The organism is Acinetobacter thutiue (assembly GCF_030385805.1).
GTDB classification, from domain to species: Bacteria; Pseudomonadota; Gammaproteobacteria; order Pseudomonadales; family Moraxellaceae; genus Acinetobacter; species Acinetobacter corruptisaponis.
In genome coordinates, this window is sequence record NZ_JAUDZE010000001.1 from 1,075,583 (window position 1) to 1,087,696 (window position 12,114).

11 protein-coding genes are annotated in these 12,114 nt (G+C 41.0%); 6 read left to right on the forward strand and 5 right to left on the reverse strand.

The window, feature by feature from the left end; translation table 11 throughout:
• Positions 1-64 precede the first annotated feature (64 nt).
• Positions 65-2,677, reverse strand: a complete 2,613-nt coding sequence (locus QTA56_RS05340) for a TonB-dependent receptor (protein WP_267979888.1) — start codon at positions 2,675-2,677, stop codon at positions 65-67.
• A 285-nt stretch (positions 2,678-2,962) separates the two neighbouring features.
• Here QTA56_RS05340 and QTA56_RS05345 point away from each other — a divergent pair, with 285 nt between their 5' ends.
• Positions 2,963-4,546 (forward strand): ABC transporter substrate-binding protein, encoded by a 1,584-nt coding sequence (locus QTA56_RS05345; protein ID WP_267979889.1) that lies wholly within the window; start codon positions 2,963-2,965, stop codon positions 4,544-4,546.
• Between the two features lie 117 nt (positions 4,547-4,663).
• Here QTA56_RS05345 and QTA56_RS05350 read toward each other — a convergent pair whose 3' ends face one another.
• The 4 genes from QTA56_RS05350 to QTA56_RS05365 all read right to left on the reverse strand — a co-directional run bounded on the left by QTA56_RS05350 (position 4,664) and on the right by QTA56_RS05365 (position 7,988).
• The gene (locus QTA56_RS05350) at positions 4,664-5,068 is read right to left on the reverse strand and encodes an ExbD/TolR family protein (RefSeq protein WP_267979890.1); all 405 of its coding nucleotides are present in this window, start codon (positions 5,066-5,068) and stop codon (positions 4,664-4,666) included.
• Positions 5,068-5,805: a MotA/TolQ/ExbB proton channel family protein gene (locus tag QTA56_RS05355; protein WP_267979891.1), complete on the reverse strand. Its 738-nt coding sequence runs from the start codon at positions 5,803-5,805 to the stop codon at positions 5,068-5,070. Before QTA56_RS05355 ends, QTA56_RS05350 begins: the two co-directional genes overlap by 1 nt.
• A 31-nt stretch (positions 5,806-5,836) precedes the next feature.
• Positions 5,837-6,664, reverse strand: coding sequence for an energy transducer TonB (locus QTA56_RS05360; protein ID WP_267979892.1), 828 nt, complete (start codon positions 6,662-6,664; stop codon positions 5,837-5,839).
• A 190-nt stretch (positions 6,665-6,854) separates the two neighbouring features.
• Entirely contained in the window at positions 6,855-7,988 is a 1,134-nt protein-coding gene (locus QTA56_RS05365) for an LLM class flavin-dependent oxidoreductase (protein WP_267979893.1), read from the reverse strand.
• Between the two features lie 314 nt (positions 7,989-8,302).
• On the opposite strand from QTA56_RS05365, the gene QTA56_RS05370 reads away from it, so the two are divergent.
• The 5 genes from QTA56_RS05370 to QTA56_RS05390 all read left to right on the forward strand — a co-directional run bounded on the left by QTA56_RS05370 (position 8,303) and on the right by QTA56_RS05390 (position 12,092).
• Positions 8,303-9,376 carry an ABC transporter substrate-binding protein gene (locus QTA56_RS05370; RefSeq protein ID WP_267979895.1) on the forward strand — a complete coding sequence of 358 codons (1,074 nt, stop codon included), beginning with the start codon at positions 8,303-8,305 and terminating at the stop codon, positions 9,374-9,376.
• A 3-nt stretch (positions 9,377-9,379) separates the two neighbouring features.
• Positions 9,380-10,219, forward strand: coding sequence for an ABC transporter permease (locus QTA56_RS05375; protein WP_267979897.1), 840 nt, complete (start codon positions 9,380-9,382; stop codon positions 10,217-10,219).
• Positions 10,219-11,004: an ABC transporter permease gene (locus tag QTA56_RS05380; RefSeq protein WP_267979899.1), complete on the forward strand. Its 786-nt coding sequence runs from the start codon at positions 10,219-10,221 to the stop codon at positions 11,002-11,004. Before QTA56_RS05375 ends, QTA56_RS05380 begins: the two co-directional genes overlap by 1 nt.
• Positions 11,005-11,037: 33 nt before the next feature.
• Positions 11,038-11,793: an ABC transporter ATP-binding protein gene (locus QTA56_RS05385; protein WP_267979900.1), complete on the forward strand. Its 756-nt coding sequence runs from the start codon at positions 11,038-11,040 to the stop codon at positions 11,791-11,793.
• Positions 11,794-11,888: 95 nt separating this feature from the next.
• Entirely contained in the window at positions 11,889-12,092 is a 204-nt protein-coding gene (locus QTA56_RS05390) for a Sec-independent protein translocase subunit TatA (protein ID WP_267979902.1), read from the forward strand.
• Positions 12,093-12,114: the final 22 nt, after the last annotated feature.

A 12,114-nucleotide genomic window follows, 5' to 3' on the forward strand; every position in this document is an offset into this window, starting at 1 on the left:
GAAAAAATATAAATAAAAAAGCCATACAACAGTATGGCTTTAGATGGTTGATGTTCTCGCTTATTTAAAACTTATAACTAAACTGCCCTTGTACGGTCAGTGGACGCATTGGTTGTAAAAACTCGCTATTTGAACCTGCTAAACCATTGACGAAATTACGTTCATTGGTCAAATTCAGAATATTCAAACCAACAGTCCATTGCGGTTGTCGATAGTAAAGTCCCAAATCCAGATTATAGTTATTCGGTACTTTGACCGTTTGGCTTAAATTGGTATACCAGTCACTTGTCCACCACCCAGATAAGTTCACACCAATGCCTGATTGATGTTGATAATCCACATAAGCACTTGCAGAATATTTCGGGATTCCTGCTGCATCATAACGCCCAGCTTTACGCTGGTTTAAACCATTGCTATCTCCCCAAACGGTTGCATTGTCTGCATGGAAACCAAATGGTGAAAAGCCTGCTGGAATAATTGAGCTAAATTCAGCATTTAAATAGGTCAAGTTCCCTCCTACAGCAAGGTTGTTCTGTAGCTGCCAGCGTATTGAAGATTCAATCCCTTTCACTTCAAAACGCGCCATATTGCCGTTGGTATCAGGCGATAAATCACGTTTTTGTTCAAATCCACTCAAGGTCAGGAAAAGTTGATCAGTGATCGGTTCATATTTCACTCCCACTTCTTTTAATTCACTTTGACTATCAAACGCGAGTGGATTGAGTTGGTTGCCTGCGCCCCAAATTAAAAATGGTCCAAATACACCAGTATTCAGTGCTGTGCTTTTGTCATAGGTGAAATACAAGGTACTTTTTTCTGTCGGCTTGATAAATGTACTGGCCTGATAACTCAACAAACTATATTTATTAGTGTCGGAACGGACATCTGTTGGGACGAGAACCAGTGGATTTTCAAGTTTGGCTTTGATGGAACTGTGATTAATCCCAAGATTAATGCCAAAGACATCATTAAAGGTGAAATTCTGCTGAGTGAAGACACTCCATGTATCCCAGAAACCTTTTCCTGTATAGACAGCGCCGCCACCATTGGGTGGGAAACCACCTTTTTCAGCATATAAGCCATGATCATTTGGATACATTCTTGGCAGATTTAAATAACCAAAGTATTGAGAATATTGAGGAACACCTGCTTGTCCAATCCAGCCCCCAGTAGAACCACTATTATTCACTAATCCTAATAAATCCCCAGGATTTTTCTGAGAGGGATCATTGGTTAAATCATAAGGATTGATATTAAAGCTATTGTTTGCCGCTAAAGAAGTAAATTTCTCATGGCGATATGCACCGCCTGTACTGCTTTTATTATTGATTTTAACGCCGAGCACTTCAAAATCATGGTCCGCCAAGAATTCTAATCGGTTATCAAATAGCTCATGTTCCAGATCGGTAAAGAAGCTCCCCACTGAATCCCCTAGATCCTTACTATCTTGATATAGTGTACTATTGGCAACAGACCAGTGTTCATTTAGATCTTTTACCGTTTTTAATTGAGTACTAAAACGTTTGGCACTATTTTTATCTTCGCTTCGACCAGAAACATTATCATCGAGTTTGACCAAGCCATTGCCTAGAATTGATGGATCATAGACCCAGCCTCTAATCGTTCCAGCCTGATCTGCTGTTGCATTTGGTAATGGTGTTGTTTGAACCGCACCTACTGCAATATATTGGTTTTTGTCATTCTTTTGTCTATTCTGCCAACCAATCACTTTGGAATTCGCAGCTCCAGATTCAAATACTGGCGACCAAAAGGTCATACCATTTTGAATAATCGGCGTTGCCCTACCTTTGTAATACAGCCCTTTATCCACCGATTGTTGTGCTGCCCTATTCCAGCCATGAGTAACATTAAAATCATAATAATCATCATAACTGATGTTCCAGTCGACACGTAGACTGTCATCAGGGCGCCAAGCCAATGCGCCATAGAACGCATTAAAGTTATTTTTCACATTGTCATAATAGTCATCGGTTTTTTGTGCTGTCGCACTGACGCGAAATGCCAATTCTTTAGAAATCGGTGCAGTATGATCAATACTGACTGAGAAATTCGGCTCACCACCTTTACCCGCATAGATTGAACCCACTGACCCAGAAACAGTTGTTTCCACCTGATTAAAATTAGGTTTTTTAGTGAGATAGTTGATATATCCACCTGAGCCAGAGGTAGGTGCGAAAATCACCCCTGTCGGTCCTGCCACGATATCAGCCGCTTCATAAGCATTTAAATTGGTCGGATGACGCGTACTATAAATCCGTTGGCTATCTTGAAATACTTCTGAGTTTTGTCCCCGAATCTGTGGCGCGAAATTGGCATTTTGGCCTCCACCTCGGGTAATACTTGGCGCGTATTTAACCAGATCATCGGCACTACGAATCACATCTTCGCGAAATTGTTGTTCCGAAACTTGTGATACCACACGGGGTGTATCAAGAACGGAGCTATCAGTTCCATACACCGATGTCACTTTACGATTGGGTATAACGGTTTGCTTTTTATTTGCCCCCGTCACCACCACATCTGCCAAGGTAATGACATCATTTTCGGAATCACTTGATTGTTTGGACGTTTCCTCAGCAAAAGCATGTAATGGTAAAGATGCTCCCAAGAATCCCAAAGCAATCACTAAAGGTTTTAGTTGAAAAGACTGTTTCATATCACACTCAGTAATTAAGTTTACAGTGCGTTACGCAAAGCCTATGCCAACCTTAAAACGACCAAATATCCAAAAATAAGATATTGATTTTATTATTTTAATTTATTAATGCTTTAGATATCATCTTTATGAATGTTTATTTTTTCAACAAATTTGTTGAAATATCGACACTAATAAAAAATATAACCTAGATAAGCAACTGATAAATATTAAAAAATTAAAAATAAAGAATTGGCATTCATTGTGCAATACCAGCATAAACCATGATTTAACAAGGTATTGTGAATGACAAAACAAACATTTTTATTATCACGTCGAAAATTTTTAACGCAGAGCCTCTCAGTGATAGGTGGAGCCTCCTTAATTGGTGGTTTATCTGGTTGTGGTCAATCGCCACAAAGCAGTACAGAATCACAGGGGTCAGTCTCAAGCACCCCAAAACATGGTGGAACCATTCGACTAGGGCTGATTGGTGGACAACAGTCAGGCAGTTTAGACCCTCATTTGTCTGCATCAAGTGCAGGGATTACCCGAGGTTTTGCCATTTATAATAAACTCTGGGAATGGGATGAAAATATGCTCCCACGCCTTGCCTTAGCCGAGTTTGCTGAACCGAATCATAATGCCAGCGAATGGACCATTCGTCTGCGTAAAGGTTTGGAATTTCATCATGGTAAGACCATCACTGCGGATGATGTGATTTTTTCAGTACGGCGTTTAACTGATCCCAAGCTTGCCTCACCGTTTCGTAATCTGGTGCAATGGATTGATCGTGACCACATCCAGAAACTAGATGAATATACTGTCCGTATCCCTTTTATCAATTCAATTGCTGGTTTTGTGGCGCTCCCTGAAACTTGGGTAAATTTTGGTGGAATCGTACCAACTGATTTTGATCCAATTCATAATCCAGTCGGTGCAGGTCCGTATAAAGTCAAACAATTTATACCAGGTCAACGTTCTGTTTTTACCCGTTTTGAAAACTATTTCAAGGCTGATCAACCTTATGCAGACAGTTTTGAAGTGATCGACTTTAAAGATCAAGTCTCGCGTTTAAATGCCTTATTGGCAGGGCAAATTGATGTCGCCAATGCGATTTCACCCGAATATATTAAAATTCTGGAACAGGCGAAACATATTCAAACCATTCGCTCTGAAACCAATACCCATAATGGTTTTGACTTTAATACCCAACAAGCCCCTTTTAATGATCCTAGAGTGCGTCAGGCATTTCGTTTAATTGCCAATCGTCAGGAACTGGTACAGCGTGGACTGAATGGTCAGGGACGTATCGCCAATGATCTCTATTCACCACAGGACCCTGCTTTTCTGAACTTGCCGCAACGCCAGCAAAATATTGCTGAAGCCAAAAACCTATTGGCACAGGCAGGTTTTCAAAATGGTCTAAGTGTCGAACTGATAGCCCCTGTTGGTAGCGCCCAGCCTGCACTGATCTTTGCAGAACAGGCCAAACTTGCCAATGTCACTATACGGGTCAAACAAGTTGATCTTGCAACATTTAATGGGCCTGATCGAAGTAAGTGGCAATTGTCGAGTAATTCAACCAATGTGGGTACACCTTATTTGTCCACTGCCGTGGTAAATGATGCCCCGATTTCAACAACCAACAAGGTCAACTTTAAAGATCCTGAATATAGCGAACTGTTTTATAAAGCGCTGGCTGAACCCGATTTGGCTAAACGTAAAATTTATTTGACCCAAGCACAGCAAATTCAACATGAACGTGGTGGAATGCTGATCTGGGGATTTAGCCATACCCTTGATGCAGCAGCAAAAGATATTGGCGGATTAGCACCTGAACATACCATTTTCCCAACATGGCGTTTTGAGAAATTATGGAAAGCTTAAGCTTATTGTTTTAGTCGCATTGCCCCCTCTTTTTATAGAGGGGATTTTTTATAACTTCTACTTTTTTAATACATGAAAAAAGCTGCCAAAGCAGCTATTTCCATCATGATGATGTGATTATTGAGGAACAGTGATCACCGATAATTTATCTACGCCGACTCGTTCAATACTTGCCAATAATTTTGCAACTGTTCCATATGGGACAGTCTCATCCGCATTCAGATTCAAAGCTAATTTCGGGTTGCTGTCTTTGCGTGACTGAATTTCCTGCTCGAAACTTGCAAGCGTCACTTTATCCTTATCAAGGAATATCTCACCCTGCGGATTGACACTAATCACCACGGCTTTGTTCTGGTCAGTGGATTGAGTTGGTGCAGCCTTTGGTAAATTCACTTTCACGGTATTGGTCAGCAAAGGTGCTGTGACGATAAATACGATAAGTAGAACCAACATTACATCCACCAACGGTGTAATGTTGATTTCACTGACCACATCATCATCTTGAGAGGTAGAAATTGCCATTATGCAAATACTCCTTTCTCTTTCACTTCTTTGCTTGAAGTATCATTTACGACTGTACTGCCTGTGGTGTTTTTAGTTTTAGCTGTAGGTAACTGAAAACCTGCCTTTTGATTTAAGCTTAGAAAATCAGTTGCGAAATCATCCAGGTCCGCACCAATGGTTTTAACTTTACGAACAAAGTAGTTATAGGCAAGCACAGCAGGTACAGCAACGGCAATACCAATCCCTGTGGCAATCAACGCCTCACCAATCGGTCCCGCAACCACATCCATACTGGCATTACCTGAATGTGCAATCGCCTGTAATGCATGAATGATCCCGAATACCGTTCCAAACAAACCAATAAACGGTGCGTTATTACCAATTGAAGCCAATAGTGCTGAACCTTTTTCTAATTGGCGACGCTCAGTCAAAATTTGTTTACGTAAATGACGTTCCAGCAAGTCCTGACGGCTCCAACTGTTTTGTAAGTCTTGATGTGTTTTTTCATCTGCTTCAATCAGTGTCTGAAAACCAGCATTCGCAACACGTGCTGTTGGCCCCTCACCCAGTTCCGATTTGGTTACAGCCTCTGATAAATTTTTTGCTTTCCAAAATTCTTCGACAAAAAATTTGCTTTGTTTGGTTGCTCTTTGGGTCTGTATCACCTTAACGACAATCAGTACCCAAGTGACAATAGAAAAAGCCACTAATAACCAGATTGTGCTGTCATGAATCAATGAATTAATGTCAGTCATGAAAATATCCTCTTAATCTATAAAATTAAATTTATTTCGGTAATTGATAATGAATTGGAACATCGACCCAGCCTTCTACAGGGGTTTTGCCTTTTAAGGCAGGTGAAAATTTCCATTGCTTTACTGTTCTAACGGCAGCGCTGTCTAATAGCTTTTTGCCACTACTTTGCTTGACACTGACTGTATCAGGGCTGCCATTTGCCAATACTTTGACCCGTAAAATCACAGAGCCTTCCCAGCCACGTTCCAGCGCCTGTTCTGGATATTCAGGTGCGGGATTGCTGAGATAACCCGCATAACCTTTCGCTTCGGTCACGGGTAAGTTGTCATCCACAGACTTAACAGGCTCAACCACTTTCTGAACAGGTTCAGGTGTCACCTCTTTCGTGACCACCGCTTCTTCAACTTTCTGCGGCGTTGGCTGAACCACTGCTTTTGCGACAGGTTTAGGTTGCTCCACCGTTTTCGCTACAGGTTTGAGCTGTTCCACCTGTTTGGAAATCGGCTTGGGTTTTTCCACAACGGGCGGAATTTTAGGTTTCTCTGTGATAGGAGGAATTTTAGGCTCAATCACTTTGGGTGGTTCTTCAGGTTTCACGATTTCAATCACCACTGGCTCTGGCTTATGAATGTCCAAAGCAGGTGTTGGTAAGTGCTTTGCGATATACCAAATTCCCAAATGCGCTGAAGCAACTGCAATAATCGCAATCAACAATTTATTCAATTGAGGTGGAGATGGTTGGGTAAGCTCCAGAGAATGCCGTGTAAACGGATCTGATATGTCATTTGAACCTGATGCAGATACATATTGTTCAAATAGCAATGCCCGTTTATGCGAGTTAAATATTAGTTCACTCATAGGGATTTAAACGAAAAATAAAATATTGAATAAAAAATTGCACAAGTCATGCCAACAGCATAAGTTTTTAATTTTTATAAATTTAATCAATATTTTTTAAATGATCGATATGAAAGATGTTGGTTTTCAGACAGTATTATGCTGTTCAAACAACAAGATCCCTTTGATATCTCAAAGGGATCTAAATTTATTATTTTAATTTATATCCAACCAAGGGTAAGACTTCTTCTGCCACCCGATAGGCTTCTTCCAAATGCGGGTTACTGGCTAAAATAAAATGACCCACGCCAATATCAATATATTCTTGCAAACGCTCTGCAACCTGTTCATAGCTACCGACTAAAATACAGTTTGGCCCGCCACGTACATTGGACATACCTGCCCAAACGTTCGGACTTACAAATAAGTCTTCAAAACGATTGCCCTGTGCCAAGGCCTGCTGACGTTTTGCACCAACCGACTCAGTATCTTTACGTTCAAAGGCATTGCCATCAACAGCAATGGTTTCGTACATCTGTTTTAGCTCTTGAAAAGCTTGCTCTTGTGTTGGACGCGCAAGAATATCAATCCGCATACCAAATTTGACTTTGCGATCTGGTGCGTTTTGTTCAAAGAACGCTTGTGCCTGTTCAATGACTTTTTTCTGCTGCTGAACAGGTTCACCCCAGGTTAAATGGATATCTGCATGGCGACCTGCGACGTGTAAGGCTGCATCACTTGCACCCGCTAACCATAAACGAGGTACATCATATTGATTCATTGGGTATTTCAGTCCTCCCTGTTCAACATGAAAAAACTTGCCATCATAGTCAAATGGAGCATGATGTGAATAACCTTTTACAAACTCCAAGAACTCATTGGTTCGAGCATAGCGTTGATCATGTTCAATAAAATCGCCGTAGGCACGTTGCTGTGCGCCACCACCTCCTGAAATCACATTCCACTCTACTCTTCCCTGACTTAGACGCTGCAAACTGGCAGCCATTTGACTGGCATAGGCAGGATGAATAAACCACGGCTGAATCGCGATCAGCAGTCGAAGTCTTTTGGTCTCTCTGGCTAATGCTGAGGCTAATACCCAAGGCTCTTCTGTATGTGGAAAAGCAGGAATCAAGGCACCATGAAAGCCAACAATATCAGCCGCTTTTGCCACTTGCTGTACATAATCATAATAGGCAAACAATTGATCTTCATGTTGCGGTGCAACACGTTGAGGAGATTGAATTGATGGATTTAACTGATTCCACTCACCGCGGGTATGTAACTGATGTGCTCGACGACCATCCCCATGAACAGGGATTCTCCATAAAAACTCAACTGACATAATACTTCTCAATAAATTAAACGTTTGACGACATCTGGTTCGTTATCTATGTCATGAGCAGAAATCATGCCGCTTTTTATCCAAAGAATTTACAAGCTATGTTGTTGTTTTAATTAAACCTTATAAAAACAGGAAAAAACACAGTGTTGAAATTTCAACACTTGCATAGCTCCAAATGTCTGTTTCACAACATACTTTCTTGCTTCAATCACAAACACGATTGAAGAAATGATTAATCCGTTGATTTATATATATTAATTATTTTGGCTTGGTTCTTGCTCTATTCCCCTATATTTTTTAATTCCTATGATGATATGCGTATTCTTCCTAGCTTATTTTTAAGTTTTAGTCTTTTGGGGCTAGTCGCTTGCGATGCACAAAAAACCGAACAACCGACTCAAAGCAAATCCGCCCAGCAACAACTCCGCATTGCCGTTGTAGCCAATGGGACTTCGGGCAGCTTGGACTTTATTGGCGTACCGCAACTTATCTCACAAGACCCAGTTTTTCTACAGGCCTTAAAGCAAAACAATATTGAATTAAAGTGGGAACCTGTGACCACTGCGGCTGTCGCCACTTTAGTGAACGAAAGCTTTCTGAACAATAAAATTGATTTTGCTTTTTATGGCAATCTTCCTGCTGTGGTACTGAATGCCACAGGCGTGAGAACGCAAATTGTAGTGCCTGGCGGGATTGGCAATAACGTCTATCTGGTTGTGCCACCTGATTCACCAGTCAAAAGTATTGAGGACTTAAAAGGCAAAAAAATTGCCTTACACCGCGGTCGTCCGTGGGAAATTAATTTTGGTCAATTGATCCAAAGTAAGGGCTTAAACCTCAAAGACTTTCAAATTGTCAACTTGAACCCTCAAGCTGGCGCTGCGGCTTTATCCGCCAAAAGTGTGGATGCCTTTTTTACTTTAAGTGATGCATTGACTTTACAGGATCGCCATCTCGGAAAAATTATCTGGTCATCTCAATCCTTGCCTGCTGACTGGAAAATGCGTGCAGAGCTATGGGGACGTAAAAATTATATTGAGCAACACCCAGAGACCACTCAATTACTTGCCGATGCAACCGTACGAGCAATGAACTGGGTATCTCAGCATCAAGATGAATTTCAGCAAAGTCAGACCAAGTTTGGTCAACCCTTAACTGTCATTCAACGTGAAAGCCAGAATAGCGCAAGTACATGGCAACAGGATTGGTCACCTGAATATCAGGTCGATTTCCTTAAACAGCACTATGCCAGAGTCATCGACCATGCGGTGAAAAACCAATTGATTCAAACGCCAATCAATGCATATGAGCTGTTAAATCCGCAATTTACTAATCAAGCCATTCAAAACTTACATGCAAACGAGCATCAGAATAAACAAGGAGACTAAGCGATGAAAACGCTTGTGAATCCTCCGATTGAGAAGAATATCGTTGTGGTTAGACCGCCGTTATGGAGGAGGATTTCTGCTGAGCAGTGCTATTGGCTACTCTCGCTGATTTCGCCTTTATTGGCTTTACTCACTTGGCAATTTATTTGCTCTTTACAAATTTTTCCAACTCAAATTCTGGTGCCACCCGCAACGGTCTGGAATGCATTTATTGGATTATTGCAGAATGGTGAACTACAACTGCATTTAAAGGATAGTCTTTCTCGGCTGTTTTTTGGATTTTCTATTGCAGCGCTCAGTGCAATTGCTTTTGGAATTGCCTATGGTTCAATTACCACATTCCGTAATTACACTTATATCTTATTCAATATCCTTTACCAGATTCCGATCTTTGTCCTTATCCCTATTTTTATTCTCATTTTTGGGATTGGCGAACTGTTTAAAATTTTACTGATTATCAAGGCCTGTTTTTTCCCGATTGCTTTGGCAACAGCAGATGCAGTGAAAAATATTCCTAAAAAATATATTGAACTCGGTCAAATCTACAAACTTAAAACACGAGCATGGCTCAGGTACATCATCATCCCCTCAACATTACCGCCTTTAATCAGTGGGTTGCGAATCGCATTGGGTCGGGCATGGTTGATTTTAGTGGCGGTTGAATTACTTGCAGCGGGTACTGGCATTGGTCAAATGATGGAACTGGGACGGCAAATGCTTCGTCTGGACGTGGTGATGGTCGGTGTATTTATCACAGGTGTGATTGGTTTTAGTCTCGATAAGCTTTTACGTTTGGTCGAACAACGCTTTATATCACCTGCACTCAGTTCAAGGGGGCAATAATGTCACAATCACTTACTTTGAAAGGTGCATTACAACAGCCTGTGGTCCTGTTACAAGGTCTCGTACTTCCAGTGATATTGCTGGCTTTATGGCAATACAACTCAGGACTAGGCTCAAGTCATGCCTATGCCTTTGTCCCTTTACAGAATATTTATTTTGCCTTTCTTCAGCTATTGGAAACAGGTGAATTGTGGCTCAACACATGGGGTAGCCTGAAAAAAGCGGGATTGGGCTTTTTATTTGGTTCAACAGCTGGACTAATTTTAGGCGCGTTACTCGCCTATTCAAAAGTTTTTAATGCGCTCGTTTCGCCACTGTTTAACAGTATTCGACAAGTTCCACTCCTCGGTTTAACCCCATTAATTGCCTTATGGCTTGGCAATGGTGAAGAAGCCAAAATCTTTATTATTGCCCTCGCTTCTTTTTTCCCATTGGTGATTAACACCTTTCAGGGACTCAGCCACTATGATGAAAAATACAGTGAAGTCGCACGTATGTATCAGTTTTCATTTTGGCGTGAGTTTAAAAGAATCCGCTTACCACAAGCCCTACCGCATATTTTAACAGGGTTAAATTTAGCTGTACCTTTTACTTGGATCACCACCACAGCAAGTGAGTTGTTATTCAATGCGGGCGCAGGCTTAGGCAATCTCATGATGAAAGCTGAAATTAATGCCGAAATGGACATCCTACTGGTGTGCGCAATCACCGTCACAATCAGCGGTATTTTGATGACCACCTGTATCCATCTGATTTCAAAACGTCTGCTGCAATGGCGGGCTTAACCTCTAATTTAAAAATACGATCAGGATTTCAATATGTCTTTTCCTTTACTCTCAATTAAAAAACTCAATAAATCATTTCAGCGTGATCAGAACAACTTAACCGTTTTAGATGGTATTCATCTCGACATTGAGCAGGGCGAATTTATTTCGATTGTCGGCAGCAGTGGTTGTGGAAAATCGACCCTACTCCGTCTGATTGCAGGACTGGATCAAGACTATCAAGGTGAAATTTTACTCAATCAAATTCCGATCCAAGGGACAGATTTAAAACGAGGCTTAATTTTTCAGGAACATCGTTTACTGCCTTGGCTCACCGTTTCTGAAAATATTCATTTGGCACTGGAAGAAACAGGCTTAAGCCGTTCAGAAAAAGAGGCACGGGTTAAAGCGCATATCGAAATTGTAGGGCTCACTGGATTTGAAAATGCTTATCCGCACGAACTGTCTGGCGGTATGGCACAGCGGGTTGCAATCGCACGTGGACTGGTCAACAAACCTGATATTTTACTTTTAGACGAGCCATTTGGTGCGTTGGATGCCATGACCCGCAGCCATTTACAGGCTGAACTACAACGTATCTGGCAACATGAAAAAATCACCATGATTCTGGTGACGCACGATATTGAAGAAGCAGTCTATCTTGGAGATCGTGTGATTGTCATGTCTGCCCGTCCAGGAAAAATCAAGGAAATCATTCCAATTCCTTTAGCTCATCCTCGGCATAAAGACAGTGAGAACTTATTCAATTTCCGTAATCAGGCACTTCATCTGCTGGATCACACAGCATAATTAAATGGAATATTGATCGATATTAATATGATTTAGAAAATAGATGATATCGTGATATTAATACAGTTTATTTTATAGTATTTAGGAGACCTATCATGGGTTTATCAATCTGGCATATTTTATTATTTGCAGTCGTTGTTATTTTATTATTTGGCACATCAAAACTTAAAAATCTGGGTAAAGACTTAGGTGGTGCAATTAAAGACTTTAAAGATTCAATTCATGCTGATGATCAACAACTGACACAAACAAATCAGTTAAAAGATATCAATCATCTGGAATTAAATAAAGAAAAATAGACCGAAGTGTGAGTCATTAAGC

Coding starts and splice junctions, on each gene's coding strand:
- QTA56_RS05340 (WP_267979888.1), bottom strand. CDS start 2,677: ATGAAACAGTCTTTTCAACTAAAACCTTTAGTGATTGCTTTGGGATTC.
- QTA56_RS05345 (WP_267979889.1), top strand. CDS start 2,963: ATGACAAAACAAACATTTTTATTATCACGTCGAAAATTTTTAACGCAG.
- QTA56_RS05350 (WP_267979890.1), bottom strand. CDS start 5,068: ATGGCAATTTCTACCTCTCAAGATGATGATGTGGTCAGTGAAATCAAC.
- QTA56_RS05355 (WP_267979891.1), bottom strand. CDS start 5,805: ATGACTGACATTAATTCATTGATTCATGACAGCACAATCTGGTTATTA.
- QTA56_RS05360 (WP_267979892.1), bottom strand. CDS start 6,664: ATGAGTGAACTAATATTTAACTCGCATAAACGGGCATTGCTATTTGAA.
- QTA56_RS05365 (WP_267979893.1), bottom strand. CDS start 7,988: ATGTCAGTTGAGTTTTTATGGAGAATCCCTGTTCATGGGGATGGTCGT.
- QTA56_RS05370 (WP_267979895.1), top strand. CDS start 8,303: ATGCGTATTCTTCCTAGCTTATTTTTAAGTTTTAGTCTTTTGGGGCTA.
- QTA56_RS05375 (WP_267979897.1), top strand. CDS start 9,380: ATGAAAACGCTTGTGAATCCTCCGATTGAGAAGAATATCGTTGTGGTT.
- QTA56_RS05380 (WP_267979899.1), top strand. CDS start 10,219: ATGTCACAATCACTTACTTTGAAAGGTGCATTACAACAGCCTGTGGTC.
- QTA56_RS05385 (WP_267979900.1), top strand. CDS start 11,038: ATGTCTTTTCCTTTACTCTCAATTAAAAAACTCAATAAATCATTTCAG.
- QTA56_RS05390 (WP_267979902.1), top strand. CDS start 11,889: ATGGGTTTATCAATCTGGCATATTTTATTATTTGCAGTCGTTGTTATT.